Annotated in this window: 30 protein-coding genes and 2 pseudogenes; 27 read left to right on the forward strand and 5 right to left on the reverse strand. The window is 60.7% G+C overall.

The features are described from left to right. Positions 1-281 precede the first annotated feature (281 nt). From DP107_RS20945 to DP107_RS21580, 13 genes and pseudogenes are all read left to right on the forward strand, one after another. Entirely contained in the window at positions 282-515 is a 234-nt protein-coding gene (locus tag DP107_RS20945) for a hypothetical protein (RefSeq protein ID WP_238330946.1), read from the forward strand. A 220-nt stretch (positions 516-735) separates the two neighbouring features. Continuing rightward, positions 736-1242 (forward strand): annotated as a pseudogene (locus tag DP107_RS18140) (transposase); the annotation flags it as partial. A gap of 421 nt (positions 1243-1663) precedes the next feature. Further along, on the forward strand, positions 1664-2092 hold the full coding sequence (locus DP107_RS18145; RefSeq protein WP_144263510.1) for a CopG family ribbon-helix-helix protein: 429 nt from the start codon (positions 1664-1666) through the stop codon (positions 2090-2092). A 225-nt stretch (positions 2093-2317) separates the two neighbouring features. Then, positions 2318-3343: an ABC transporter substrate-binding protein gene (locus DP107_RS18150; RefSeq protein WP_144263511.1), complete on the forward strand. Its 1026-nt coding sequence runs from the start codon at positions 2318-2320 to the stop codon at positions 3341-3343. Next, positions 3343-4184: pseudogene (locus DP107_RS18155) on the forward strand (ABC transporter permease). The gene DP107_RS18150 and the pseudogene DP107_RS18155 overlap by 1 nt, the downstream one beginning before the upstream one ends. Further along, positions 4175-4963, forward strand: a complete 789-nt coding sequence (locus DP107_RS18160; protein WP_144263512.1) for an ABC transporter ATP-binding protein — start codon at positions 4175-4177, stop codon at positions 4961-4963. Before DP107_RS18155 ends, DP107_RS18160 begins: the two are co-directional and overlap by 10 nt. Positions 4964-5061: 98 nt before the next feature. Continuing rightward, positions 5062-5472: a CopG family ribbon-helix-helix protein gene (locus tag DP107_RS18165; RefSeq protein ID WP_144263513.1), complete on the forward strand. Its 411-nt coding sequence runs from the start codon at positions 5062-5064 to the stop codon at positions 5470-5472. 137 nt (positions 5473-5609) lie between these two features. Next, positions 5610-6290 carry an energy-coupling factor ABC transporter permease gene (locus DP107_RS18170; RefSeq protein ID WP_144263514.1) on the forward strand — a complete coding sequence of 227 codons (681 nt, stop codon included), beginning with the start codon at positions 5610-5612 and terminating at the stop codon, positions 6288-6290. Further along, on the forward strand, positions 6290-6613 hold the full coding sequence (locus DP107_RS18175; protein WP_144263515.1) for a cobalamin transport operon protein: 324 nt from the start codon (positions 6290-6292) through the stop codon (positions 6611-6613). Before DP107_RS18170 ends, DP107_RS18175 begins: the two co-directional genes overlap by 1 nt. Positions 6614-6615: 2 nt before the next feature. Continuing rightward, entirely contained in the window at positions 6616-7431 is an 816-nt protein-coding gene (locus tag DP107_RS18180; protein WP_144263516.1) for an energy-coupling factor transporter transmembrane component T family protein, read from the forward strand. An 80-nt stretch (positions 7432-7511) separates the two neighbouring features. Then, the gene (locus tag DP107_RS18185; protein WP_238330947.1) at positions 7512-8315 is read left to right on the forward strand and encodes an energy-coupling factor ABC transporter ATP-binding protein; all 804 of its coding nucleotides are present in this window, start codon (positions 7512-7514) and stop codon (positions 8313-8315) included. A gap of 136 nt (positions 8316-8451) precedes the next feature. After that, on the forward strand, positions 8452-8841 hold the full coding sequence (locus tag DP107_RS18190) for a CopG family ribbon-helix-helix protein (protein ID WP_144263518.1): 390 nt from the start codon (positions 8452-8454) through the stop codon (positions 8839-8841). Between the two features lie 178 nt (positions 8842-9019). Further along, the gene (locus tag DP107_RS21580; RefSeq protein WP_144263519.1) at positions 9020-9247 is read left to right on the forward strand and encodes a YgaP family membrane protein; all 228 of its coding nucleotides are present in this window, start codon (positions 9020-9022) and stop codon (positions 9245-9247) included. A 159-nt stretch (positions 9248-9406) separates the two neighbouring features. On the opposite strand, the gene nikR is transcribed toward DP107_RS21580, so the two are convergent. Continuing rightward, complete coding sequence (gene nikR, locus DP107_RS18200; protein WP_144263520.1) at positions 9407-9838, reverse strand: nickel-responsive transcriptional regulator NikR; 432 nt, start codon at positions 9836-9838, stop codon at positions 9407-9409. Positions 9839-9936: 98 nt separating this feature from the next. Between nikR and DP107_RS18205 the strand changes: the two genes are divergently transcribed. The 11 genes from DP107_RS18205 to DP107_RS18255 all read left to right on the forward strand — a co-directional run bounded on the left by DP107_RS18205 (position 9937) and on the right by DP107_RS18255 (position 19804). Further along, a complete protein-coding gene (locus DP107_RS18205) occupies positions 9937-11154 on the forward strand; it encodes a GTP-binding protein (RefSeq protein ID WP_144263521.1) in 1218 nt (405 codons plus the stop codon). Continuing rightward, complete coding sequence (locus DP107_RS18210) at positions 11154-12476, forward strand: GTP-binding protein (protein WP_144263522.1); 1323 nt, start codon at positions 11154-11156, stop codon at positions 12474-12476. Before DP107_RS18205 ends, DP107_RS18210 begins: the two co-directional genes overlap by 1 nt. Continuing rightward, on the forward strand, positions 12473-13045 hold the full coding sequence (locus tag DP107_RS18215; protein ID WP_144263523.1) for a MogA/MoaB family molybdenum cofactor biosynthesis protein: 573 nt from the start codon (positions 12473-12475) through the stop codon (positions 13043-13045). Before DP107_RS18210 ends, DP107_RS18215 begins: the two co-directional genes overlap by 4 nt. After that, positions 13046-13435 (forward strand): iron-sulfur cluster assembly scaffold protein, encoded by a 390-nt coding sequence (locus tag DP107_RS18220; protein ID WP_144263524.1) that lies wholly within the window; start codon positions 13046-13048, stop codon positions 13433-13435. Positions 13436-13438: 3 nt separating this feature from the next. Next, a complete protein-coding gene (locus DP107_RS18225) occupies positions 13439-14104 on the forward strand; it encodes a cobalt-factor II C(20)-methyltransferase (RefSeq protein ID WP_144263525.1) in 666 nt (221 codons plus the stop codon). 402 nt (positions 14105-14506) lie between these two features. Beyond that, positions 14507-16084, forward strand: coding sequence for a metal ABC transporter substrate-binding protein (locus DP107_RS18230; RefSeq protein WP_144263526.1), 1578 nt, complete (start codon positions 14507-14509; stop codon positions 16082-16084). After that, positions 16081-16302 carry a DUF7511 domain-containing protein gene (locus DP107_RS18235; protein WP_144263527.1) on the forward strand — a complete coding sequence of 74 codons (222 nt, stop codon included), beginning with the start codon at positions 16081-16083 and terminating at the stop codon, positions 16300-16302. Before DP107_RS18230 ends, DP107_RS18235 begins: the two co-directional genes overlap by 4 nt. Further along, positions 16299-17075, forward strand: a complete 777-nt coding sequence (locus DP107_RS18240) for a metal ABC transporter ATP-binding protein (RefSeq protein ID WP_144263528.1) — start codon at positions 16299-16301, stop codon at positions 17073-17075. The genes DP107_RS18235 and DP107_RS18240 overlap by 4 nt, the downstream gene beginning before the upstream one ends. Then, positions 17072-18130, forward strand: a complete 1059-nt coding sequence (locus DP107_RS18245) for a metal ABC transporter permease (RefSeq protein WP_144263529.1) — start codon at positions 17072-17074, stop codon at positions 18128-18130. The genes DP107_RS18240 and DP107_RS18245 overlap by 4 nt, the downstream gene beginning before the upstream one ends. After that, a complete protein-coding gene (locus DP107_RS18250) occupies positions 18127-19419 on the forward strand; it encodes an FAD/NAD(P)-binding protein (protein ID WP_144263530.1) in 1293 nt (430 codons plus the stop codon). The genes DP107_RS18245 and DP107_RS18250 overlap by 4 nt, the downstream gene beginning before the upstream one ends. A gap of 1 nt (position 19420) precedes the next feature. Continuing rightward, complete coding sequence (locus DP107_RS18255) at positions 19421-19804, forward strand: DUF7124 domain-containing protein (RefSeq protein ID WP_144263531.1); 384 nt, start codon at positions 19421-19423, stop codon at positions 19802-19804. A 42-nt stretch (positions 19805-19846) separates the two neighbouring features. Here the strand turns inward: DP107_RS18255 and DP107_RS20340 are convergent, their stop codons facing one another. From DP107_RS20340 to DP107_RS18265, 3 genes are all read right to left on the reverse strand, one after another. Beyond that, positions 19847-19999: a C2H2-type zinc finger protein gene (locus tag DP107_RS20340; protein ID WP_008847116.1), complete on the reverse strand. Its 153-nt coding sequence runs from the start codon at positions 19997-19999 to the stop codon at positions 19847-19849. Between the two features lie 138 nt (positions 20000-20137). After that, complete coding sequence (locus DP107_RS18260; RefSeq protein WP_144263532.1) at positions 20138-20404, reverse strand: hypothetical protein; 267 nt, start codon at positions 20402-20404, stop codon at positions 20138-20140. 2 nt (positions 20405-20406) lie between these two features. After that, positions 20407-21693, reverse strand: coding sequence for a GTP-binding protein (locus DP107_RS18265; RefSeq protein WP_144263533.1), 1287 nt, complete (start codon positions 21691-21693; stop codon positions 20407-20409). A 64-nt stretch (positions 21694-21757) separates the two neighbouring features. Here DP107_RS18265 and DP107_RS18270 point away from each other — a divergent pair, with 64 nt between their 5' ends. The 3 genes from DP107_RS18270 to DP107_RS18285 all read left to right on the forward strand — a co-directional run bounded on the left by DP107_RS18270 (position 21758) and on the right by DP107_RS18285 (position 24958). Next, a complete protein-coding gene (locus DP107_RS18270) occupies positions 21758-22903 on the forward strand; it encodes an NAD(P)/FAD-dependent oxidoreductase (protein ID WP_144263536.1) in 1146 nt (381 codons plus the stop codon). Between the two features lie 328 nt (positions 22904-23231). Then, positions 23232-23813 carry a hypothetical protein gene (locus DP107_RS18280; RefSeq protein WP_144263534.1) on the forward strand — a complete coding sequence of 194 codons (582 nt, stop codon included), beginning with the start codon at positions 23232-23234 and terminating at the stop codon, positions 23811-23813. Further along, entirely contained in the window at positions 23774-24958 is a 1185-nt protein-coding gene (locus tag DP107_RS18285; RefSeq protein ID WP_144263535.1) for a Piwi domain-containing protein, read from the forward strand. Before DP107_RS18280 ends, DP107_RS18285 begins: the two co-directional genes overlap by 40 nt. Before the next feature lie 118 nt (positions 24959-25076). Here the strand turns inward: DP107_RS18285 and DP107_RS20345 are convergent. Continuing rightward, positions 25077-25600 (reverse strand): hypothetical protein (locus tag DP107_RS20345; RefSeq protein ID WP_185977394.1); only part of this gene is annotated, 524 nt, incomplete at its 5' end.

The raw sequence follows: 25600 nt of genomic DNA on the forward strand, positions 1-25600 counted from the left end.
CCAGCGGGCTTCGGCTTGTGGGAAGCCCCGTCGTTTACCACGGGGAGGAGGTCACCCCCGTCCTGTGCTACACGCTTGATGCGTTCGACTGAGGACCCCAGGCTGACGAGGCCCGCATCGATCAACTCGCCATCGCGCTGCTGGCTGATTCCGCAATAAAAAACATCGCGCTCAATCAGTGTAAGAAGTTCGCGCAGTACCTGCGTGAAGAGCCCGAGGGCGACGAGTGGCGGCTCCCGACCAGCGACATTTCGGCTGATACCTGGTCGCGAGACATCGACGTGGCTGATGAGACGCCCTCACCGGAAGACATCGATATCACGGCGGTCGATTTCGACGAGATGACCTTCGCGGTTGAGCGAGCGCTCTGCGAGCAGCACGACATCAGCGTCCACCAGAGCGTCGACGATCGCCGCGAGGAACTGGGAGAGGCCCGCCCCGGGAACTGTTGCTGGAAAGCGTACAGGGGCAGCTCAACGACATTCATCGAGAAGCCTCGCGTGCGGCAGATTTAGAAGCTGAAGAGTACCGTCAGATGCAACAACAGCGTCTCCAGGAGCTACAGGAAGAACACTCGAACCTGTCGTCAAAAGTCAACGAGCTGAGTGAGAAAATCAACACAGGAGACGGGGATTCACGCGTCCAAGCGTTGCGAGAACGGAAAGAACTCAAATCGGAGTACGAGGGACTCAACGAGACGCTCAACGAATTACAGGAGCGCCGTGACAGTGGATTTCCCAACACGTTCTGGAGATGGTCAGCCGACGTGGGCTCTCCTACGTCGTGCCGAAGCGGATGCAGACGAGCGAGAAAGCCCAGGCAAAACGATTGCTCCAGCGCGATCAAGACCGGTACGAGACCGACCGCGAACTCCATCTTGACAAGAACGAGTGGCACGAGACGACGCTGATCTACCGACGCAAAGAGAACTCTGAGCACGACGATTATCGGCAGTACTCGGTGTTCATGACGAATGGGGCCAGTGGCCACCTCACCGAGTACGGCTACAGGTGGGAAATCGAGAGTGGCTACAGATCGATAAAGCGATTCATGGCCGCCACGACGTCGAAGAATTTCGGCCTTCGATTCTTTTATTTCGCGTTTGCGTGTCTGCTGTACTCGATTTGGCGAGCAGTCGATTTGTTGGTGCAGGTTGAGTTGACTGGCGAGTACGAACATTCTCCGATCGTAACAGCCGACAACACGCTGACGCTGTTGAAGAAGGAAACCGGAATCGGGTAGGGAGAATCTCTGCCGGTGGTAGCGCGGCGTCTGAGTGGCTACACTACCCGCGGTCTCAGAAACACTCCCAATAGATTCCTCATCCAATAAGAACGCCCGTTTAGAACGCGATCTGAAGCAGTTTCGGCTAGCGGATTCGGTCGAAACCACACATCACAGCCCCGCGAAACCCGGTATAGTCTCAACTTCCACAATCTCGGAGGCTGGATTTGATGCGTGCCTTCTGCCTTCTCCGCTCCAACAAGATGCGTCACAAGCTTCCGCTAACCCTGATATTCGTTTCAGCAACCCTCCGCAGTTTCGAAGCAACTCACCGTCTCTTAGAGTGCCGCCACTATCGTGAGAAGACATATGCCTGATCACTCTAATACCGCAGCTGAAAATGATAATCCTTAATATTTTGTGCGGTCTGTATTGTTATATGAGTGTGGTCAGCGTCTCGATGCCGGAGGAGTTGCTTAATCGAATCGACCAGTTCGCGGACGATCACGGCTATACTGGTCGCAGTGAAGTACTTCGTGAGGCGAGTCGGAACCTCCTCGGTGAGTTCGAGGATACGAAACTCGAAGATCGAGACTTGATGGGTGTCGTCACGGTGGTCTTCGATTACGAAACGACGAGCGTCGAGGAGAAGATGATGCACCTCCGTCACGAGCACGAGGACATCGTCGCTTCGAACTTCCATAGCCACGTTGGCGGCCATCATTGCATGGAACTGTTCGTACTCGAAGGGTCACTCGAAGAGATCTCGACGTTCGTCGGGAAGATCCGAGCGACGCAGGACACGCTCACAATCGACTACTCAGTGCTACCCGTCGACGACTTCGGCCCGCTGGCCGATATGAACTGATACTGTTCTGCCCCTTCCGGCGAGCCCACTTCCTTCCGCTCGTTCCACTCGCTCCAGTCAGCGGACTCGCCGACATCCCACTCGCTCCCTGCGGTCGCTCGCGGGATTCTCGCTGAATTCACGCTGGCTCTAGCAATATCTACGAACTCTACCCTCTACCAGTATTAACTACTTTTACTAGAATCACAGGTATTATTAGAACTGCTTCTAGAGTTAGCAACACTGATGGTTCAAATCTCGCGCCGAAGACTACTCCAGAAGGCAGGCGCAACCACGATTGCTGCGACGGGAATTGCTGGCTGTCTCGGTCAGGGAGGTGCATCACTCGATTCCGTCACGGTCGCGTACGTCCCGATTTACCCGAACATGCAACACTACGTGATGGAGCAAGAGGGTTACTACGAGGACGTTCCGACAGAGGTCACAATAGAGCGGTTCAGCTCCGGCCCCAGTGTTGTCAAGGCGTTCGCGAGTGGGGACGTCGACGTTGCGCTTTTCGGGAACACTCCTGCAATGGTCCTCGTTGACAAAGGGACCAACGCCGGTATCCTCGCGGCGAACTCGAGAAATGGCTTCAAGATCATGGGGACGACCGAACTCGTCGATCTCTACGAACAGGAAGGGGCTGCCACGTTCGAGCGCTTCGAAGAAGAGCACGGGCGGAAGGTCCGGTTTGGAGCACCGCCGGACGGGAGCGTCCCCGACATCGTTCTCCGGTACTGGATTCAGGAGGACCTCGACGTCGGTGAGATGGACTCCACCATCAACAAGTCCAAGGTACCGCCGGCGAAGGCGGTCCAGACCATCCAGTCGGGCGACATCGACGCGACGATCATCCAGGAACCGTTCGCGACGATAATCGGTCAGGAGGACGGGTTCGAGGAACTCGCCTGGTCCGGGAACATCCTGGACAACCACCCCGTCACGGTGCTGTTCGCGAACCAGCGAGTGCTCGACGACGATGAGGTCGCCCAATCGCTCGTCGAACAGCACGTCGCGGCGACCGAGTTCACGGAGAACTCCCCGGATGCCGCCGCCAGCCACGCTGCCTCGGTCATCGGCTCCGGCGTGAGTGAAGACCTCGCGACGGCCGCCGTGGATTCGAAGGCGTCGGAGTTCATCTCGGATCCCCACGCGATCACCGATCAGGCCGCGACGATGGGAGAGTTCGTCGCCAACGTCGGCAACATCGAGGAGCCAGTCGCGACCGAGGACCTGTTCGCGTTCGACCCCTACGACGCAATACAGTAATGAGCACGCAGACCGACACCAGTTCGAACGCGCTGACGGCCGAAACCTTCGAGGGGAACCTGCAGCGGTATCTTCGCGGCCTCGGCGGTCTCGTCGTGTTTCTGCTCGTCTGGTGGGTTGGCGCGATGACGACCCAGCCGTCGTATCTGGTGCCGGGTCCCCTCGAGTCAGTGTACGCGTTTATAGAGCTGTTTGCGACCTCGACGACGATCGTGGCCCCCGTTCTGGGGTCGAGTCTGGTACTCCCGACTGGACTCGCACACCTCGCACAGACGCTGTTCCACTACGTTCCCGGCCTCCTCCTCGGTGCGGGCTGTGGGATCGGACTCGGACTGGCGATGGGCTGGAACGGGGTACTCGACGACTGGCTCCGGCCGCTCGTCCGGGTGCTGCGACCGATTCCACCGCTGGCGTGGATCGTCTTCGCGATCGTCTGGTTTGGCATCCACCACACCGGCGCGGCCTTCATCGTCTTCGTCGGCGCGTTCTGGATCAACTTCTACGGTGCCTACGGCGGCGTGGAGGGCGTTTCGACCGACCTGACCGATGCCGCATCGACGCTCGGCGTCGAGCGCGATCTCTCGATGCTGAAACTCGTCGCGCTCCCGAGTGCGGCACCCCAAGTGCTGACGGGGTTCCGGACGAGCATCGGTCGCTGCTGGATGATCGTCGTCGGTGCCGAGCTGTTCGGCGTACCAGGCGTCGGTACGAGATCATCAACGCCTCGAACAACCTCGCGATGGCGACCAGCGTCGCCTATATGTTCCTGATCAGCCTGGCGTTCCTCTGTATGGACGTTGGGTTCCGGCTACTCGAACGGAGGGTCCTCGCATGGCGCTGAGTTCGGACTCGTCCGTCGGTCGAGACGCACGTGAGAAGATCACTATCCAGAACGTCAGCCGCTCGTACGAGTCGACGCAGGCGCTCGATGACGTCTCGTTCTCGGTGCCGGAGGGCGAGTTTTGCTGTGTCGTCGGTCCCTCGGGGTGTGGGAAGACGACGCTGTTGCGAGCGATCGCCGGGCTCGACGATCCCGATGGTGGGTCGATACTGGTCGGTGGAGACCCGGTTACCGGTCCTGGGCTGGACAGGGGAATGGTCTTTCAGGAGTACGCGCTGTTCCCGTGGCGAACCGTCCGCGGAAATATCCGGTTTGGCCTTGACCGGCCCGCCTGTGACTGTCCCGACTGCGAGGGACGGGTCCGGGAGTTGATCGACCTGGTAGGGCTCGACGGCTTCGAGGACGCGTACCCGAAGGAGCTGTCGGGCGGCATGAAACAGCGCGTCGGTATCGCTCGCGCACTCGCCCCCGATCCGGAGATCATCTTGATGGACGAACCGTTCGGGAGTGTCGACGCTCGGACGCGCGACCGCTTGCATGCCGAATTGCTCGATATCTGGACGCAAACCGGACAGACCGTCGTGTTCGTCACCCACGACATCGACGAGGCAGTGACCCTCGCTGATCGCGTGGTCGTCATGGATGCCGATCCGGGAACCGTGCAGTCGACGTTCTCTATTGACTTAGAGCGCCCACGTGAACGGACCTCTCGTGACTTCGTGGACCACGTCGCGCGAATTAGGGATGCGCTCGGAAGTCCTGTCGACACTAGCCACTGATACGCTCTTACAGCAAGATTATTAATAGTAATTTATTAGACCGGTATCTCTATTATCTTCGAGACAATTTTTAATATATGCCCATCGTGAGCTCCTCGATGACGGAGCGACTCCGGGACGATCTCGATACGTTTGCGGAAGAACACGGTTACACCGGACGAAGTGAGGTCATCCGCGAAGCGTGCCAGTCGCTACTCGAAGAATACCAAGAGACAGACGACGAGGATCGGCGGGTATTGGCGACAGTTACGGCTGTCTTCGAATACGACGAGCCGGAGATCGAACGCCGGATGATGGATATCCGCCACGAATTCGAAGCGTCAATCCGGTCGAACTCTCACAACTGCCTCGAAGGCAACGCCGGTTGTGTCGAGACGTTCGTCATCGAAGCCGCGTACGACGACGTCCTGCGATTCATCGGAACCGTTCGAGGAGCAGACGAGTCAGTTTCGGTCGAATACACGGTCCTGCCCGTCGACGTTATGAACGCACAGCCCGTCGAGGAGTAGGATCGAAGTCACTTCCACCGACGGAAATCAACACCCTCGTCTAACAAGACACAGCACCAGCCCACCCTATAATTATTATCTGGAACAGCCGAATACAGCAACTTTATTATGATCGCAGCTAAAATTGCCAAACAGAGATGGCACACATTCACCTCGGTGAAGGGACGTTCCCGGTATGGGCACTCGTTCTGTGGACGACGGTCGGCGTGATACTCGTCGCCGCAGTCGTCTACCGGGTCCGGAAGGGTGGTATCAAAACGCATCAGATCGCACTCGCTGGAATCGGTGCTGCCGCGAGTTTCGCGGTCTTCCAGCTGAACATTCCCGTGTGGGGCGGTATCCACATGAACCTCACCGGGTTGGTCGGTATCTTGGCCGGCCCACTGCTGGGCTCGCTGATCGCGCTGGTGGTGAACATCTTCTCGGCAGCGCTGGGCCACGGTGCAGTCGGCCTGATCGGCGCGAACACGCTCGTCAACGCGAGCGAAGCTATCGTCGCCTACTACGCGTTCAAGACGCTGATGGGGATGGACTGGGACGTCTTCCCCGCAAGCGCCAGTGCCGCGACGCTCGGCCTCTCGGCGGGCGCGTTCCTGATGGGAGCGATCATCGTCGTCAGCGGCGTGAACGGAAGCGCGCTCCCCCGTGGTGATCTGACGATTGCCGTCGCTGGGCTCGTTGGCCTCAACCTCGGCGTCGCCGTCATTGAGGGACTCCTGACGGGCTTCATCGTTCAGTTCCTCGCCTCTGTCCGCCCCGATCTCGTCGGCCTCGCCGACCGTGACACCCAGGAGGAGCCGACCGGGGTGACGGCCTGATGCAGCGCTGGAAGCAGTACGGTGGTCTTGCTGGCCTCTTCGTTGCCTTTCTCGCCGCTGGGTACTGGGGCTTCACCGCAACCGGCGGTGCCCTGCCGTGGGCCAAACGCTCCGCACAGGCACTCCAGCGCGGTGTGCAGGAGGGTGGCGGTTCGCTCGTCGACTTCGGCCGCGGTATCGTGGTCGCCGGCCCCATTCGGAAGGGCGGACTGATGCTCGAATTCGGCGCGATCGTCCTCGTGCTGGTTGTCCTCGGTATCGGGATGTACGTCTACGTCGACCGGTACGGCGGCTTCGAGGGCGGACAACGCTCGGCCCGGTAATCGTGACGACACTCTCGAACCACGTTCCCGATCCGCGGCTCATCACGGCGTTCGCCGAACGGCGAGACGGGCCGTTACACCGCGTCAATCCATGGACGAAGGTCGGTGTCGTCGGTGCACTCGTCCTCGCCGTCACGGTGTTCGACCGCCTTGCGCTCTTGGCCGGACTATACGGAGCCGTACTGGTGGTCTATGGACTCGCGGGACTGCCATACCGACGACTCGCTGGGTGGTACACGCTCCCGATGCTGTTCATCGTCTCGGTCGCCGGGCCGCTGGCGTTCCTCGAACCGGGGACGCCGATCGGTGGCGCGCTCTCGACACCGCTTGGTGAACTTTCTGTCACGTGGGCAGGGCTCGTGCTCTTCGGGGAGCTCAGCTGTCGATCACTCACGGTGGTCACCTTCGCCCTGACGGCGTCGATGACGACTAAATACACCGACGTGGCGTACATGCTCGGGCGGTTGCTCCCACGGCCGATCGACCAGATCGCGCTGCTCACCTATCGGTTCACGTTCGTCATGATCGAGACGCTTGAGGACCTCGTGAAAGCCGCGCTCTCTCGGGGTGCGAACTTCTCGGAGTTCTGGTCGAACAAACGGCTGTACGCGAGAATCCTCGGCATGACGATGCTGTCGGCGATTGAGCAGTCAGAACGACTCGTCAAGTCGATGGAAGCCCGTGGCTACAACGGCGACATCACGCTGTACGGGGACGTCCCGCGACCGCCCGCTCGTGAGCTCATCGTTATCGCCGCTTGCTACGCCGGCGTCGTCGCCTACGCCCTGGTCGGCGTCTACGAGGTGGTTCCAGTATGAGTACGAATCATTCTGAAGACCGGCGGCCCCTGGTCGATTTACAGTGTGAAGCCCACACGTACCCGGACGGGACGGTTGGTATGCACGAGGTCGACTTCTCCGTGTATTCCGATGAGGTCGTGGCCCTCGTCGGCGGCAACGGCGCCGGAAAGTCGACGCTCCTCGAACATCTGAATGCGACCCTCATTCCCGATGATGGCGAGCTCGTCGTCGACGGCACCTCGATTACCGAGGACAACAAGCCACACGCGCGAAAAGAGGTCGGCTTCGTCTTCCAAGACGCCGATACGCAACTTGTCGCGCCCACAGTCCTCGACGACGTGATGTTCGGCCTTCAGAACTACGGGGTCCCCGGAGACGAAGCGAGGGAACGCGCTCGTGAAGCACTGGCGACTGTCGACGCGAGCCATCTTGAAGACCGAATCCCACACTACCTGAGCGGCGGGGAGAAACGGCTCGCTGGCCTCGCCGGTGTGCTCGTCCTCGAACCGAGTGTGGTCGTGCTCGACGAACCACTCGCAGGGCTTGATCCCGACCGATCCCAGCTGGTCGCGGAACGGATCGAGCAGATTCACGAGGACGGTATCAGCGTCGTCCTGTCGACGCACGACCTCGAATTCGCCGCCGAAGTCGCGGACCGCGTCTGCGTGATGGCCGAGGGCAACATCATCGGAGGCGGAACGCCCCGAGAGGTGTTCTACGACGACGCCCTGTTGGCGGACGCGAACCTTCACCCACCGAGCGCGGTTCGTGTGGCTCGTGACGCGGAGCTGGGGGCGACGGCACAGCCGGTGACCGAATCGGACCTCGTGTCGCTCCTGACAGAGGCTGGGAATTCAAATACCGCACCGAAACCCTCCACAGACGGACACAGACATGACTGACCGCCTTCTTCGACATCTCTTACGACTTCTTGGTGAGACTCAGTCGGGTGGTCGGAGCCTACGTGATCGATATCCTACGACTCGGGAGTACTGTGATACTCGAAGATAGATCAGTGATAAAATAGAGAACAAAATCATGCGCACGAGCTTCAACATCCCCGACGACCTCCTCTCCGAGTTCGATGAAACGTGGCAGGCAGAGGGATTAGATTCGCGTTCGCGTGGCGTCCGCGAAGCGATGCAGGAGTATATCGAGGGACACACCAGACTGGAGGATATCGAAGGCGACGTCGTCGTTATCATCGCTTTCGATTACGAACACGAAGCGGTCATCGAAGAGATTCACGACGTACAACATCAGTTTCAGGACGTCATCACGACCACGAATCATATACATGAAGGAGAATGGTGTCTCGAGACACTCTTCTGCAGCGGACCGGCACCGCGTGTCCGGGACCTCACGTATCGCTTGCGCGATTTCGATGCGGTGAGTCGGGTCAAACTGATGCTCCTCGCTGAGCACTGAATTGTGCTCACGGCTGACCCTGTTGAGATCCTGGATTGAGGACATTTTACAACGAGGGTGCTGAGTGCATAGCGCGTATCGGTCACGTAGGCCGGCGGTGGTTACGCACCCGAACGGATCTTGCGAGTATGACACACAACCGAGGTATTATTAATATACAGTAGCGCGACTGCACAGTATGGATATCAATGTCGGAGCCACTGATAAATCAGTGCGGACAACAGTCGGTGCAGTCGCCGGAGTGCTTTCCCTGGCGGTCCTCGCCGGGCAGCTCGCCGCGCCAGCTCTTGCCTCACCGGTGCTCGGTGTCGTCGCGCTCATCATGCTTGGAACGGCAGCGACTCGCTCCTGTCCAGTCTACTCCGTCCTGGGCATGAGTACGTGCCCGCGAAACGCTGGGCCGTAGGGCGTCGACCCGCGAACGCTGTTGTCCTTCCGACCACGTAGCGAGGGAAACGACGAACCCGACTGGCCTAAGCAGAGATAGCGTCAACGGGACGTGCTGCATACATACTCCGTATTCAGCAGACGGGTTCTTTCAATTTCTGAGAATTTCAACACCGAATCACGACTCGATGCGCTGTTCAATGGAATCTTCGCCGAGTGAGGTGAGCGAGTAATCTACTGCCCGGACATCCGGCACTGCCCGGACGGTGTTGACGAAGTCGGATAGGGCCTCCGTGGTCCCCTCAAGGACGAACAACTCCATACAGTACTGGTCCTGGACGTGTGCATGCGTAGTCGCGGAGACGATAGCATCGTATTCGTGGCGTACTCCCGTGAGACGCTGCTGGACGGCGGGTTGACAGTACTCGAAGACCACCGATACTGTACACATCTGCTTCTGTCCGTCGATATTTTGCCCCTGAAACTCTTCGAGTAGCGACCGTGTGCCTTCGCGGACGACCTCGCTTCGGCCACTGTACCCGTGTTCGTCGGCGAACTCGTCGATGCGTTCGAGTAACGCTTCGGGCATCGAGATGCTAACGACGCTCATATGCTAAAATTCTATTCTGAGTTATTAGTATCTGTTATGACTGTGGAGTCTACACCGTAATAATTAGTATTTTAGTATAGTAGATTCATAACTCGCGTATGCCGTTCAACAACGACCCGATCCCGGTGACAATTCTCAGCGGAAGCCTCGGTGCCGGCAAGACGACGACGCTCAACCACATTCTCAGTAGCGAGCAGGAACTGAACGCTGCCATCTTAGTCAACGATATGGGTGAAGTGAATGTCGACGCCGACCTCGTCGAACGCGAGTCGGATCTCACCCAGAACGACGACGAGATCATCGAGATGTCGAACGGGTGTATCTGCTGTCGGCTCCGTGGCGACATGCTCGACGAAGTGGGACGATTGGCCGAAGAGCGAGACTTCGAATACCTCCTCGTGGAATCGTCTGGAATCAGCGAACCGATTCCGGTCGCCCAGACGTTCGCCCGCGGATTCGAGGACGCGGAGTTCGACCCTACGGGCGTCTACGAACTCGACACGATGGTCAGTGTCGTCGACGCCCACAGCTTCTGGCAGGGTTTCGACTCCGGAGAGGTGCTCACTGACGATGAAATGGAGCCGCAGGGCAATCGTGTCCCCGAAGAAGCCCTCATGGACCAGATCGAGTTCTGCGACGTTCTCCTGTTGAACAAGTGCGACCTCGTCCCGGATGACGAACTCGAGGAGATGGAGGCCGTCTTGAAGACGCTACAGCCGCGAGCGAAGATCATCCGGACCGAACACGGCGCCGTCGATCCCGAGGAGATCCTGAACACGGGTCGATTCGACTTCGAGGAAGCAAGCCAGTCCGCCGGGTGGAAGCGTGAACTCCAGCACGGACATCACCACGAGTCAGCCGCCGATGAACACGGCGTCACGTCCTTCGTCTTCGACGCCGACCGACCGTTCCATCCCGAGCGGATCGCTCGTCTCTTTGCCGATCTTCCCGACGGTATCGTTCGCGCAAAAGGCTTTTTCTGGTCCGCCGGTCGCGAAGACATCGCGATGGGGCTCGACAAAGCAGGCCAGTCGGTCCGGGCCGGTCCGAAAGGGACGTGGATCGCCACGCTCCCAAAGGCCCAACAGGAGCGCTACTTCGCCGCCCGCCCCGGCATCAAAGAGGACTGGGACGACCAGTGGGGCGACCGCGGATCAGGACTCGTGTTCATCGGCCGCGAATTCGATCAGGAGACACTAATCGAGCGACTGGAAGACTGTGTCCTCTCAGACGCAGAAATGGAGGAGGACTGGAACGAGTATCCGGATCCGTTCACCGCCGACGAACAGCGCGAACTTGCACTGGCTGACGACTGATGGCCGTCGACGAGCAACCCCCGGTCACGATCCTCAGTGGCGGACTCGGAGCCGGAAAGACGACCCTGCTCAACCACCTCCTTACCATCGGGGGCGAGGAGTACGATGTCGCCGTTCTCGTCAACGACGTCGGCGAGGTGAATGTCGACGCCGACCTCATCGAGAATGGCTCCGAACTCTCGATGGAAGACGGCGGTGTCACGGAGCTCTCGAACGGCTGTATCTGCTGTGGGCTGCAGAACGAACTTGATCAGGAACTGAGACGCCTCGCGTTCGACGAGGAGTTCGACTATCTGGTCATCGAAGCCTCGGGTATCAGCGATCCAGTCCCCATCGCCCAGCGGTTCGTCTCGCCCGCACGTGCCTCGGCACTGTACGATCTCGATACGACCGTCACGGTGGTCGACGCTGCACAGTTCCATCAGGCGTTCGTCGATGGCCGCCCACTCAAGTCGACAGACGACGACGCCCGACCGCTGTCGGACCTCCTCGCCGAGCAAGTCGAGTTCTGCGACGTACTCGTCCTCAACAAGTGCGATCTCGTTTCCGAGACAGAGCGCGAAGCGGTCGAACGCGTCGTCCGAACACTCCATCCCGGGGTTGACGTCGTCCGAACGACCGAAAGCACCGTCGACCCGGAACGAGTTCTCGGAACGGGTCGGTTCGATCAAGACGAGGCGAGTGACTCCGCCCGGTGGAAACAGGCACTCTCGGCCGACCACGGAGACGGCACAGACGTCGATTCAGACGACCACCACGAGAGCCAGACGGAGGCGGACGACCACAGTCACGAACATGGCGACGACCACGACCATAGCCACGACGAAGCGCACGACCATCGTCACCCACCAGAGGAATTCGGTGTCGACTCTTTCGTCTACGAGCGCCACCGGCCGTTCCATCCCGAACGCTTCAGCGAGTGGCTCCGTTCGTTCCCCGATTCCGTCGTCAGAGCCAAGGGCCACCTGTGGGTCGCTGGGCGCGAGCGCTACGCCCTCGACCTGAGCCAGGCGGGAACACAGACCCACGTCGAGGTCAACGGGCGGTGGGCAATCACACTCCCCGAGTTCCAGCGCGAGTCCTACCGCGAATCGCGGTCGGACCTCCACTGGGACGAACAGTGGGGTGACCGCGAAGTGAAACTCGTCTTCATCGGGGCTGGGATGGACGAATCCAGCATCGCCGATACGCTCGACGACTGCCTCGTTTCGGAGACCGGGATGGAAGACGACTGGGAGGCGTTCGAGAATCCGTTCCCGGGGACGATGGAGTGGTCGCAGCCCCCGATGGAACAACGCCTCGTGGTAGGTGACCTATCGTGATCCGGAATGACCGCGAACTTCCTCCAGCAGCGGACCGACGGACGACTGATGCCGACGGCCACGACTGTATCGACCCGCTGGGCGTGGCCATCGTAACCGTGTCCTCGTCCCGCGGAGACGACGTCGAAAAGACGCCACCCGACCCCAGTGGCGACGCCATTGCGAGTATCCTCGTCGAAGCGGGCCACGTCGTCACGTCACGCCGGATGGTTCCGGACGACTACGTCCGGATCAAGACCACAGTGAGCGAGTGTCTGGATCGGCCGGACGTCGACCTCGTCGTCACCACGGGCGGGACGGGCGTCACCGTCGACGACGTCACTCCGGACGCGGTGCGCGAGCTCTTCGACCGCGAACTGCCGGGCTTCGGCGAGGCGTTCAGATGGCTCTCGTGGGAGGAGGTACGAACGCGTATCGTCTCGACCCGTGCGACAGCAGGCATCGCCCGCGACGTACCAGTGTTCGTCCTACCGGGAAGTGTGAATTCCGTCGAGCTCGCCACGGCGGAGATTATCGCGGAGGAAGCCCCGCATCTCGCCGGGCTTGCAACCCGACACAAGGTCGAATAGATGCAGGGTTCTAAAATGTATCAGGAGGTAATCCTGGATCACTACCGTAACCCTCGAAGGTGGGGCCGCCTCTCGCCGGTTACCTTCTCGCACACTGGCGAGAATACCTCCTGTGGCGACGAACTCACGTTTGATCTCAGACTCGCCGAGGACGGTGAGACGATCGAAGAGGTCACGTTTACTGGAGAAGGCTGTGCGATTAGCATTGCGAGTGCGAGCCTGCTCGCCGAAGAACTCCCAGGAATGACGCTCTCGGAGGTTCGTGACCTCGACCGTGAGGACGCCCTCGATCTCTTGGGAATCGAGCTGACGCCGATGCGCGTCCCGTGTGCTGTGCTCGCGGAGAAAGTGGTTCAGGACGGTATCGAGAGCCACGAGGAGGGCACGTAACCGATGACGCTCTACGGAATCGGGCTGGGACCGGGTTCGGCGGACCTGCTCACGGTTCGCGGCAAACGACGACTCGAATCGGTCGACATCGTCTACTCACCAGGACAACTGTCACGGCGCGTCGCAGCCGAGTACGTTTCCGAATCGAAACTGAGTGGCCTCGAGTTCCCGATGACGACCGATCCCGAAGAACTCCAGGCAGCGTGGGAGACGGCGGCCGCGGAGGTCGCGCCGAAAGCGCGAGACGCCGACGCGGCGTTCGTCACGCTCGGCGACCCATGTATCTACTCGACGTTCGGGCACCTGCGTCGGACGCTTCGCGAGCAGCATCCCAGCGTCGACATCGAAGTCGTCCCCGGTGTCAGCAGTGTGACGGCGTTCGCTTCGGTCCTCGGGGTCGACATCGACGCTGGCGCTGAACTGACGCTACGCGAGGCGACCGACGGAGAAGCACCGATCGGTCCGAATCGGTTGATCCTGTTCAAAGTGACTGACGCACCGACGACCTACGAAAAGATGACTGAAGCAGGGTACGAGGTGACGTTCGGACGGCGACTCTTCATGGATACGGAAGAGGCCCTCGTTACGAACGATCCCGGTAAGGTAACTGATCGAGACTACTACACGCTCGCGTACGCAGAGAAACGGGAGGCGACCGGGTCTGCGTGATGGGCGGACGCTGTCGGTCGTCCGGGTAGGACCAACGTGAAGTGGCCTCAGGCGATGACGCCGAGGGTTTCTAGTTCTTTGGTGGAGTATTCCGCGCGGAGTTCTTCCATCGAGTGCTCTTCGAGAACCTCCGCTCGCTGTTCGTCACTCATCTCGGTCAACTCGCTGAAGCAGTGGCACATTGCAACCGTATCTGGGTGCCACAGCTACTAAATGCCTGTTAGCACGCTTCTCGGGCTTATGTAATACGGAATCTGAGGTAGCAACGATTAGCAATTCCAGAGCCTACGTTAGTTATCCCGGCAACGGTTAGTAAGTCCCCATCTCACTTAGGGGGTTATTATTAACTTTATCGCACAAAATCATAGCTCTTATTATCTAGTCTGCCAGTGTTAACAACAGATGCCTCGATACACCCGACGACGACTCGTCGCAACTGGAATCGGATTCACCACCATCGGCTCCCTCGCTGGCTGTCTCTCGAACGACGCCAGCTCTAATGATTCAGGTGGAGCCGGGCCGGAAGCCCAGTCTTCGTTCTTCGTATTCGGGGACTTGGCCAGTCAGGTTGCAGGCGACACTGCGACCGCAGAGACGCTCGTCCCGATCGGCCAACACGGCCACGGGTGGGAGCCTGGCTCCAAAATACAGGGAACGATCCTCGAATCGGATCTCTTCCTCTACGGGATGGAGGGATTCCAGCCTTGGGCTGACGACCTCGTGACGAGTCTCCGTGACGACGACGCCGATGTCGACATCGTCGCTGCCGGTGCTGGTATCGACCTCATCGAAGGCGGACACGACCACGGTCACGAAGAAGACCACGAGGGGGAACACGAGGAAGGCCACGACGGCGAAGGAGAACACGGCCACGATGAACACGAAGAGGGAGACCACGAGGAGCACCACGGCGAATCGGCCCCGTGGGAGTGGGCTGGTCTCTACCACCTCGAAGCTGGCACCTACACGTACACGTTCCACGAGGGCCCTGATCCGAAGATGCAGCTAGCCGTTATCGCAACCGAAGAGGGCGGCGACCACGGCATTCACCACGTCGAGGAGACCGCAACCACCCTCTACGGCGACCACGACACGCACACACCGGTAGAAGGCGGAGAGACACTCACGCCGTCCAGTGAGTCACTCTACCACCTCCAGTTCGCGGATTCCGGCGAGACGACGTTCTCCCTCGATATCGAAACGGAGGGCCACTACGTACTCTTCGCCCAGCACGCTCCCGCGGAGTTCGACGCGACGCTCACCAACGGCAGTGAGTCGGCCATCGAACCCGAAGTGACCGAGACTGCCGGCGAACACGGACACGAGGGCGATGGCGAGCACGAAGGTGAACACGACCATGAGAGTGGAGAGGAACACGAAGGCGAGCACGAGGGAGAAAACGAACAGGAAGGCGAGGAGGGACACAACCACGACCACTCCGGCGGAACGGACCCGCACTTCTGGCTAGACCCGGAGCGAGCGAAGCAGGCGGTCGACAACATCCGGAGCGGGTTCGTCGACGTCGACAGCGACAATGCCAGTGCCTACGCCGAGAACGCCGAGTCGTACCGTAATCGTCTGGACGAACTCGACGAGTCGTTCCAGTCCGCGCTTGAGGGCGCCTCGAAAGACGTCGTGTTCGTCGCTGGTCACAACGCCTTCCAGTATCTCGGCCAGCGCTACGGATTCGAAGTACAGACGCTGACGGGACTGTCACCGGACGACCAGCCGACGCCGAAAGGCATCGAGCGGGCCCAGGAGATCATTGCCGAACACGACCTCCAGTACGTCTGTGCTGACCCGCTCGAATCCCAGATAGCGGCGAACCAGCTCGTCGCAGAGACCGACGCCACCGAAGTCCTCCCGCTGACGCCGATTCCCGGACAGACCCAGGAGTGGGCCGATGAGGGCTGGGGCTACATTGAGATCATGGAAAACATCAATCTCGAGACCCTGAAGCAGGCCCTCGACGCAGAATGAGCGACACCACGTCTGGCGACACGGGACCGGAGTGGGACGGAAACGCCGAGCCCGGGCCATCCAAGAGCCCTAGTTCGGGACTGATGGCATTGGTCGTCGGTCCTGCGGAGAGACCCGTCTGTACGATTTATCCGCCGGACGTGGCTGTTCCGTATCGGACAACAACCTGGATTACGGCGTACGGGAACTCGTTCGTCGGCCTCGACGACTACCGATGACGACAGCAACGACGAAGCGGCAACAGTCGGGGGACCCTCTCATCAGCGTCGACGACGTCACGTTTGGCTACGGAGAGGTCCCAGTTCTCGAGTCGGTGTCGATCGACGTCGACCCCGGCTCCTTTGTCGGACTAGTCGGGCCGAACGGAAGCGGCAAGAGCACGCTGCTTGACTTGATGCTCGGACTTCGTCGACCAGACGAAGGCACGGTGTCGCTGTTCGGCGAACCTGCCCACAAGTTCGACGCCGGTGAACGGATCGGATACGTCGCACAGGACGCGACGAAGGCGGCGCGCGATATGCCGATCACGGTTCGAGAGGTTGTCGAGATGGGGCGGTACCCGCGGCGGCTTTTCGGTCGATTCTCGGCAGCGGACCGGCAAGCGATCGAAGACGCGCTGGAACAGGTGGGAATTACAGACCTCGCGTCTCGCCGGGTCGGTCGACTGTCCGGTGGTCAACGCCAACGGGTGTTCATCGCCCGTGCGCTCGCCTCAGAGGCCGATCTGCTCGCGCTCGACGAACCGACGGTCGGCGTGGATGCCGAATCCAGAGAGGAGTTTTACGGCCTCATCCATGACTTGAACGCGACCGGGCTGACCGTCATCCTGATCGAGCACGACATCGGTGTCGTTACCACACACGCGACGGACGTCGCCTGTCTCGACCGTCAGTTGTTCTTCGACGGCGACCCGGAGGAGTTCGTCGAGACTGATGCTCTCTCGCAGGCCTATGGGAAAGACCAACACATCCTCCAGCACGACCACGAATGATGTTCACACTACGTCGCCTCGGAGAGAGTGTTCCACTCGACAACGTGATAGCGACTCCGCTTTTTGCTGTCAACGTCTTCGCCCCTATCGAGTGGTTCCTCAACTACGTCTTTGGTCCCGGAATGGACGTGTTGGCCGACCTGCTCGGCATGCCGATGCTCGAATACCCGTATATGCAACGTGCCTACCTCGCTGCGTTGTGTATCGCTCTCATTGGGCCGGTCGTCGGGACGTTCCTCGTCCATCGAGAGATGGCGATGATCAGCGATACGCTCGCACACACAGCCTTCGCCGGCGTCGCCGTCGGGTTGTTCCTCAATTCGGCCTTCTCGCTCACGCTGTCGCCGCTGTTCACCGCATTCGTGGTCGCAGTCGTCACGGCGCTGCTCGTGGAGTTGCTCGTCGAACACGCCGGAGCGTACAGCGACACATCACTGGCGATTGTTCTGACGGGAGGATTCGCCGTCGGTAGTATCCTCATCACTGCCACCGACGGCGGCATCGCGGTCGGTATCGACGCCTACTTGTTCGGCAGTTTGGCGACTGTCTCGACGGAGAGCGTCGGTATCCTCGTGTTAATGAGTGTCCTCGTCGGTAGCCTCGTCACGCTGGCCTATCGGCCACTCTTGTACGTCACATTCGACGCGACGGCCGCCCGCGCGGCGCGACTGAACGTTCGCCTCTACAAGCGTCTCATGGTCGTGCTCACGGCGCTGGTCGTCGTCAGCGCGATGCAGATCATGGGCGTTATCCTCGTCGCAGCGATGCTCGTCGTTCCGGTCGCCGCTGCGGCGCAAGTCGCCGAGAGCTTCAAGCAATCCATCTTGCTGGCGATCCTCGCCGCCGAGTTCGCGGCGATAGCCGGTGTAACACTATCGTACGTCTACGGGATCGCGGCCGGCGGCTCGATCGTCGTCGCGGCGATCGCCGTCTACACCCTCGCGCTCAGTAGCCGGGAGTTGCGGCATCGGCTGCCGACCGTCCAACGGTTCAGTAGTAGTCAGTCCGAGCACCCCGGAACGGAACTCGAAGCCGATGGAGGAGAACAAGAGTGACAGTCGGTAGATCGACCGCCGATCACCCACCGAACAGTGACCGCCCCTACGAGTACGTGATCGTCGGCGGCGGGATTCACGGCACCTGTCTCGCAAACCACCTCATTACGGAGGGTGAGTACACGCGAGACGAGATTCGGATCCTCGACCCGCGCGAGGAGTTACTCGCTTCGTTCGCCAAGAAGGCCAATCAGTGCGGCATGGAGACCCTCCGATCGACGTTCGTCCACCACATCGACACCGAATCGTTCTCGCTCGAGTCGTTCGCGGAAGGACACCACCGAGCGAACGAACTCGTGTCGACGAAGAACTATCCGGACCGACCGACTCTCGACCTGTTTCTCGACCACGCTCGCGACGTTATCGAGCGCCGTGAGCTTTCCGGCTGTCATCATCGGTCGAAGGTAACCGATGTTACCCGGTCTGCGGGCACAGAGACGTATCTGGTGAAAACGGGCGCGGGCGCGATTGAGACTCACCACGTCGTCTTGGCCGTCGGGCTCGGTGCGACGCCGACGCTCCCAGAGTGGACGACATCGCTCCCGGACGACGCGCCGCTCGCACACGTCTGGGACGAAGCGTTCGATCCGACGACACCCGGCGCATTCGAGGAGCGAACGTTCGTCGTCGGAGGCGGTATCACGGCCGGGCATCTCGCCTGCCGTCTGGCAGACCGGACTGTGGTGACTCTCCTGTCGCGTCACGAACTCGAAATCGAACTGACCGAGGCCGACCCCCACTGGATCAACTGGCGCCACATCGGGAAGGAGATCCACACGCTCCCGGTGGGATCGGAGGCTCGTCTCGATCGGATCCGGTCCGCCCGCAACGACGCCACGATCCCGCCGTACGTCGAACGACGACTGGCCGAAGCGCGTGACGGTGGTGCGCTTGAACACCGGCAAGGCGAAATCACGTCTGCGAACGCGACAGACGAGGGTCTGTCCCTCCGCTTCGACGACGGCACGAGAGCGACGGCCGCACGCGTCGTCCTCGCGACCGGACTCGAACCGGTTCCCGAGCAGCCGTTGGTCGACCGCGTCAGCGAGTCGCTGTCGCTCGCACGCGGGGCCGAGGGATTTCCCGTCCTCGACGATCGAACCCTCGCGTGGAGACGGACCGACAGCAGCGAGTCCGCGGTGTACGTTTCTGGCGCTCTCGCGGAGCCCAGCGTCGGTCCCTTCGCTCGCAATATTGTCGGTGCCCGACGGGCCGCAGAGCGGATTCTCGACCCACCAGATCAGGCGCGGACAGACCCCCTACCGATGAGCTCTCGAGGCGGGTCTTGACGTGGCTTCGACCGATCTCACGCTCGCCGTCTCGCTTGGCGCCCTCGAGCGACTCGCGCGGCCCGCCCGTGCCCTTGAAGATGCCACTACTTGGACCAGCCACGTCGGGATCGTCTCCTCGGAGCCGTCGTACATCGAACGACGGCGAGTGCGAGAGGCCGGATACCACCAAGAGTTCCTGTCCGGACCACGTTCGATAGCGGAGGCGCTGTCGGCGGTCCGCGGTCACTTCGAGACGGAACGGTACGTGCTCGTCGGAACAGACGAGACCGCCGGGGTGGTAGGGACGGTACCCGACTGGGCCTACCAGTCGGTGACGGAGGCTGCAAAGGCCGCAGGCTGGCAGCTTGAGAGTGTGTCAACAGCCGACGATGATTGGCCCTGACAGAGAAGTGGAGATCCAGCGAACTCGTGACGAGCCGCTAGCTCAGTGATTCTCGTGGATGTGGTCGCGTAGGGCGTCGGTCTCCTCAAACTCCTCGTTACACTCGGCACACGTGTTGTGGTGAAGCGCAACGTGCTGGGTCACGCCGGCAGCGCTCTGGAACTGTGCATCGCAGTTGGAGCAGGTGTACGACATTACATTATCAACTCGGAGCCATATATACAAGAATGTTATTAAGAAATGGTCTGTGTTGGCTGCTTTAGAATATTAACTTGGACCGCTTACTAACTAACTTCCGAGCTCAAAACGAAACCCAACGAACCGAACCGAGCGCTAGCGAAGCTGGTCCGCCCGCTCCCGGAGCGCTGTCGGTAGGCTCGCGTCGTCGACCAGCGCACCGAGTTCTCTCGTCGCTCGGCATCGACCAAGCACGTTCAACGCGTTCCGGCGGAACGACCCGTTGAGGCCGTCTGCGACGACGATCACGCGAAGCTGTGTCGTCGCGTCTATCTCGGCGAGCTCGCCGATCGCCGCTTTACGGGTCTCGTGCGGTGCGTTCTTGTTGACGACAGTCCGGAAGAGGGATCGTGGCGAGGACATCGTCAGTCCGCGAGGCCGACCTCTTCGGCGCCGTCGTCGGTCGTCTCGGTCGGCTCCTCGGTCCCCTCTTCAGGTGTGGCGGAGTCTCCGTCGTCCCACGTCGGGAACCGGTCGTCGAAGGCGGTCCAGTCGGCGTCCATTTCCTCTTCGGTTAGCAGGGCCGCATCGAGGTCGGCGCGGAGCGCGTCGTGGTCCATGTCCGTACCGATGAACACGAGCTGGGTCCCCCTGTCACCCCACTTGTCGTCCCATATCTCTTCGAGCTCCGGATTGGCCTCGAAGTAGCTCTCGCGCTCGTTCTCCGGCAGCGTCGCAATCCAACCACCGGCCGACCCGACTCGGATCGACCGTCCCGCAACGTTCAATCCGAGTGCCATTTCTTCGCGACCTGCTAGCCAGAAGTGACCCTTCGAGCGGACGACGTTCGCAGGGAACGAGTCGAGCAGATCGGCGAACCGCTCGGGGTGGAACGGACGGCGCGACGTGTAGACGAACGACGTGACGCCGTGTTCCTCTTCGGCGGACTCGTGCGGCTGCTGGAGTTCCCGTAGCCACCCCGCGGACTGGCTCGCCGCTTCGAAGTCGAACCGTCCTGTGTCGAGGATCTCGCCGGGATCGACCGCGCCGTGTTCGGTTCGGATGATCTTCGCGCGCGGTTGCAGCACTTCGATCATCTCTTCGATCTCGCCGAGCGTCTCCTCGTCGACGAGGTCGCACTTGTTCAACAGCAGGACGTCACAGAACTCGATCTGTTCGATCAAGAGGCTTCCGAGGTCTTTCTCGGTGTCGCCGTCCATCAGCGATTCCTTCGAATCGAACGTTGTCCAGAACTGGTGGGCGTCGACCACAGTGACGGTCGTGTCGAGTTCGTAGTAGTCCATCACTTCGATGCCGGTCTCCTCGTAGAACTCCGTGGGGTCGAGGTCTCCCTGGTCGAATCCCATGGTGAGCGTCTGGGCGACCGGCAACGGTTCAGCGACGCCCGTCGATTCGATTACCAAGTAGTCGAACTCGCGGGCTTGTGCGAGCTTCGCGAGCGCGTCCAGCAGGTCGCCGCGTAGCTCACAGCAGATACAGCCGTTCGACAGTTCGATCAGGTCCTCGTCGTCCTCCGAGATGTCCGAGTGTTCGGCGACGCGCTCGGCGTCGACGTTCACCTCGCCCATGTCGTTGACGAGGACCGCGACGTCCAGGTCCGTTCGCGTGTTCAGGAGGTTGTTCAGCACGGTCGTCTTGCCCGCGCCGAGGTTGCCGCTCAGCACGGTGACGGAAATCGTCTCTTGACTCATCTGTTATTAAGACTAGAGCGTATATTATTTATAATTGGCTATCTACTATCTTATATTGTTAATAGTGACATCCGAAGAAGCCCGTAACCACGAGTCGCTCGACGTCGCAATCGTCGGCGCAGGTGCCGCAGGCGTCGGTGTTGGGGCCGTCCTCGCGGATCTCGGTCTCGACTCCTACGCCATCCTCGAGCGAGGCGAAGTCGGGGCGTCGTTCCAACAGTGGCCAGAAGAAATGCGCCTCATCACGCCATCGTTTCCCAGCAACAGCTTCGGCTGCCGCGACCTCAACGCCGTCACCACTGACACCTCGCCCGCATTTGCGCTCGACCGTGAACACCCGACCGGCAGAGAGTACGCCGAATATCTCCAAGGAGTCGTCGATTTTTACGACTTACCCGTCCGAATCGGTGTCGAGGTGGAATCGGTACAACGACACGACGACGGATTCATACTCTACACGTCTACTGGCGTCATCCAGAGCCGATTCGTCATCTGGGCAGCCGGGCAGTTCGGGCAACCGAACGACGATCCGTTCCCCGGCGCGAACCACTGCGACCACAACTCCCGACTCGAATCCTGGAGTGCGTTCGCCGACGAGTGCGTCGAGGACCCCATCGTCGTCGGTGGGTACGAGAGCGGTATCGACGCCGCCCTCGCACTCGCCGACCTGGGTCACGAAGTGGTCGTCGTCGACGAGGACGGGCCGTGGCAGTTCCGGGGACCGGACCCGAGCGAGGTCCTCTCCCCATACATGAGCCAGCGGTTGCAGGACGCATTCGAACACGACGCACCGATCGCCCTCGAAGACGGAATCCGAGTCGAACGCGTCGACGTCGAGGAGGGGACGTTCGACGTAATCGGGACCGACGGCGCGTCGTTTAGGACACGGAATCGGCCAGTGCTCGCGACTGGATTCGAGAGCGGACTCGACCTCGTCGACGAACACTTCGAGTTCGAGAATGGCCAGCCCCAGTTGACCAAACGGGACGAGTCGACCATCACTCCCAGCCTGTTTCTCGCTGGTCCACAGGTCACGCACAACGGCCAGCAGTTCTGCTTCATCTACACATTCAGACAGCGCTTCGCTGTCGTGGCTGACGAAATCGCCTCCAGACTCGACATCGACCGCACTCCCCTCGACGAGTACCGTGAGAAAGGCATGTTCCTCGAGGACTTGTCCTGCTGCGAACCCGACATGTGCGACTGCTAATCATGACACGAGACACTCCGCAGAAAGACAGTGGAACCGAGCAGTCCAACGATCCGAGAGACGACGACCGACACGAGGTCCTCAGCACGAACGGGAAGTCAAGGATCGAACCGTTACGCCCGTCGAGACTGACTCTTGGAGGCTTGACCCGTCGAACCCGACACACCGTGGCCAACTGGAGGATCTCGTCCAGGCCGACCTCCGTTTTGCCATTCCGTCCGAAACCTACGATTTCAGATTTCTCAACGATATTCGTAAGCGTGAGCCAGCGTTCGTCGCCGAGTTCGGTGCTTACGCCGCCCACCTCAACTATTCGGCTTCCATTGACGTGACAGCTGACGGCGTCCCGCTGCTACAGGTTGAAGTCAGCCACGAGCAACGGCCTCTTGAGACGCTTGACGAGATTTACTCCCCGGGCGGCACCGTCCCCCGGAAACACGTCCAGCATAACCCCGAGGTGTATAACGAGAAGGGTTCGGGCTACCTCACGGGTTGGTCGGATTATCACTACACTGACCACGTCGAGGATATCGGCGACAGTATCGCCGGTCTTCAAGAGGAAGATGAGAAGATAGACCCGGAGCTCGGTGCCCAGTTGCAGAAGGAGAATCCCCGCCTTCTTGAAGTGGATTACGGAGGCTTCCACGGCAACCAACTCCCACACGTCTTGACGATGACGGCGTCGCTTGACCAGGTTAAGGAGAACGACTACGACTTCCACCGCCGCTTTACCAGCGAGAAAGCCCTGCAACCGGGCGAACGGTACCGGAATGCGGCGACTTTCGCCCGGTCGCTGTCTCGACTACCGACGTTCAATACCTCGTTCGTTCCGAAGCCGTCGACGCACGGTTCCGTGGTGAGCCGCGTCTCGTGTACGCTGGTGGACAGCGCGGCAGTCAGCCCCGGGTAGATCTCTCGGAATTCGGCGTCTACAAAACTCCTGAGTACCGTGTCCGGCTCATCGCCCCGGCCACGAGCCCCTACGACGAGGTTCGCGACCGGCTTCCCGGTGTCATCGCGAAGGGCTTGTCTGACATCGGCGCACCGGCGCACGTCACGGGTGGGGCCACCTACGATCCCGGTGACACTACCAACTACACCGAGGCAGCCAGCCAACTCCCAAAAGACACCGACGTGGCCGTCGCGGTGGTGCCCCGTGAGGAGGAAGCCGACGAAACGGACTTGTTCGACGACCCGCACCCGGAGCTGAAGCGGCGACTCATGCGCCGAGGGATGCCAACCCAGATGCTGGAGAAACCAACGGCCGAGAACCTCGTCGATACTCGCCCGGCGCCGTCGGAACACACCTTCGTGAACATCCTCTCGGCCATCGCGACGAAAGCCGGCGCGACGCCGTGGATGGTGGCCGACTTCCCAGGGACCTGTGATGCTTTCCTCGGGCTGGATGTTTCTCGGAAAAATGGTAAGAATGCTGGTGCCTCTGCCTCGGTGGTCCTTCCGGATGGAGCTATGTTCGCCGCCGAGTTCACCACGTTCCAGGACGGTGAAACGTTCCGTGCTGAGGACCTGAACACCATCGTTCGCGATTTGGTGTTCGACTTTGCTGCCGACCACGACCACAGCATCGACCACCTGACCATCATGCGTGATGGCAAGATCTCCGAAGATGTCGAGGCCATCCGCGAGGGCGTGGACTCTTTGGATGTCGACGTGGATCTGGTGGGCGTTCGCAAGAGCGGCCAGCCCCGCGTCGGCCACTGGAAAGGTGACGGCTGGCGCATCGCCGACAAGGGTGTCGCCTTCATCGATGATGACCGCGACCGCGCAGTATTGCACTCCTGGGGGATGCCCGACTGTGGCGAGGAGCTGGCGACCGGGACGCCGAAGACGGTCGGCATGCGAAAGCATTCCGGTCCGACTGACATTGCAACGCTCACCGAGCAGTCCTACTGGCTCTCCGAGATGCACTACGGAAGTCCCGCCCGGTCGACACGGCTCCCGGTTCCGATCAAATACGCTGACAAGGCTGCGCAGTACGTCCGGGAGGGGTACGCAGATAAGAACAGCATCATCGAAGGCCCAGCCTATCTCTGAGTTCTCCAGGGACCGGCCTGGTGCCGGGCGCTAATTTCAGTTTCACTGCCGTGGGCTGACGTTTATATCCGCTGCTGAACGAGTACTATGCAAGTCTATCTCATGATGCTCACTGGATTCAATACACTGACCAACGCCGAAGGGGGTGGTGGCGGTACCGTCGGCTGAAAGGGACGATCCAGGCGGCGCCTCCGCCCGGCCTGAACCGGGCGACGTTTCCTGGATTGCTCCAGACCTCCGTGAGCACCTCCCCGACGAGGCGGCCCTGCCGGAACAGGGGATGCGTGCTGCGGTCACACTCCTCCGCAATCCCGATGCCAGCGGCGCGTTCGTTGCCGCCGATTTGAACCGCTCTCGGGAACCGGGCATCATCCGGGAGACGCTCGAGCGACTGCTTGCGTATCCTCGCGAAGAGCGCCAGCCCAGAGACGCGAAGTCGCCGACCGTTCCCCACTACAGTACAGGTGTTAGCGGCCTCGCCGGGCGTACGGCCAACTCTTTCGCGGACCTCTCGCCGAAACAGCGGGGGGTCGTTGAAGTCGTCGCTCAGGCCGACGACATCCTCAACCGCGTCGACGGTGGTGGGTCTATCTTCATTAGGCGAGAGAATCCCGCTCTTCAGGGCGGGCGTGAATCGCCGCA

Source organism: Haloglomus irregulare (assembly GCF_007421925.1).
Lineage (GTDB): Archaea > Halobacteriota > Halobacteria > Halobacteriales > Haloarculaceae > Haloglomus > Haloglomus irregulare.

Excerpts from the sequence above, each read along its gene's own strand:
- DP107_RS18230 (WP_144263526.1), top strand. The coding sequence starts at position 14,507 with ATGCCTCGATACACCCGACGACGACTCGTCGCAACTGGAATCGGATTC.
- DP107_RS18150 (WP_144263511.1), top strand. The coding sequence starts at position 2,318 with ATGGTTCAAATCTCGCGCCGAAGACTACTCCAGAAGGCAGGCGCAACC.
- DP107_RS18225 (WP_144263525.1), top strand. The coding sequence starts at position 13,439 with ATGACGCTCTACGGAATCGGGCTGGGACCGGGTTCGGCGGACCTGCTC.
- DP107_RS18210 (WP_144263522.1), top strand. The coding sequence starts at position 11,154 with ATGGCCGTCGACGAGCAACCCCCGGTCACGATCCTCAGTGGCGGACTC.
- DP107_RS18185 (WP_238330947.1), top strand. The coding sequence starts at position 7,512 with ATGCACGAGGTCGACTTCTCCGTGTATTCCGATGAGGTCGTGGCCCTC.
- nikR (WP_144263520.1), bottom strand. The coding sequence starts at position 9,838 with ATGAGCGTCGTTAGCATCTCGATGCCCGAAGCGTTACTCGAACGCATC.
- DP107_RS18205 (WP_144263521.1), top strand. The coding sequence starts at position 9,937 with ATGCCGTTCAACAACGACCCGATCCCGGTGACAATTCTCAGCGGAAGC.
- DP107_RS18170 (WP_144263514.1), top strand. The coding sequence starts at position 5,610 with ATGGCACACATTCACCTCGGTGAAGGGACGTTCCCGGTATGGGCACTC.
- DP107_RS21580 (WP_144263519.1), top strand. The coding sequence starts at position 9,020 with ATGGATATCAATGTCGGAGCCACTGATAAATCAGTGCGGACAACAGTC.
- DP107_RS18145 (WP_144263510.1), top strand. The coding sequence starts at position 1,664 with ATGAGTGTGGTCAGCGTCTCGATGCCGGAGGAGTTGCTTAATCGAATC.
- DP107_RS18260 (WP_144263532.1), bottom strand. The coding sequence starts at position 20,404 with ATGTCCTCGCCACGATCCCTCTTCCGGACTGTCGTCAACAAGAACGCA.
- DP107_RS18175 (WP_144263515.1), top strand. The coding sequence starts at position 6,290 with ATGCAGCGCTGGAAGCAGTACGGTGGTCTTGCTGGCCTCTTCGTTGCC.
- DP107_RS18245 (WP_144263529.1), top strand. The coding sequence starts at position 17,072 with ATGATGTTCACACTACGTCGCCTCGGAGAGAGTGTTCCACTCGACAAC.
- DP107_RS20340 (WP_008847116.1), bottom strand. The coding sequence starts at position 19,999 with ATGTCGTACACCTGCTCCAACTGCGATGCACAGTTCCAGAGCGCTGCC.
- DP107_RS18165 (WP_144263513.1), top strand. The coding sequence starts at position 5,062 with ATGACGGAGCGACTCCGGGACGATCTCGATACGTTTGCGGAAGAACAC.
- DP107_RS18240 (WP_144263528.1), top strand. The coding sequence starts at position 16,299 with ATGACGACAGCAACGACGAAGCGGCAACAGTCGGGGGACCCTCTCATC.
- DP107_RS18220 (WP_144263524.1), top strand. The coding sequence starts at position 13,046 with ATGCAGGGTTCTAAAATGTATCAGGAGGTAATCCTGGATCACTACCGT.
- DP107_RS18235 (WP_144263527.1), top strand. The coding sequence starts at position 16,081 with ATGAGCGACACCACGTCTGGCGACACGGGACCGGAGTGGGACGGAAAC.
- DP107_RS18265 (WP_144263533.1), bottom strand. The coding sequence starts at position 21,693 with ATGAGTCAAGAGACGATTTCCGTCACCGTGCTGAGCGGCAACCTCGGC.
- DP107_RS18190 (WP_144263518.1), top strand. The coding sequence starts at position 8,452 with ATGCGCACGAGCTTCAACATCCCCGACGACCTCCTCTCCGAGTTCGAT.
- DP107_RS18160 (WP_144263512.1), top strand. The coding sequence starts at position 4,175 with ATGGCGCTGAGTTCGGACTCGTCCGTCGGTCGAGACGCACGTGAGAAG.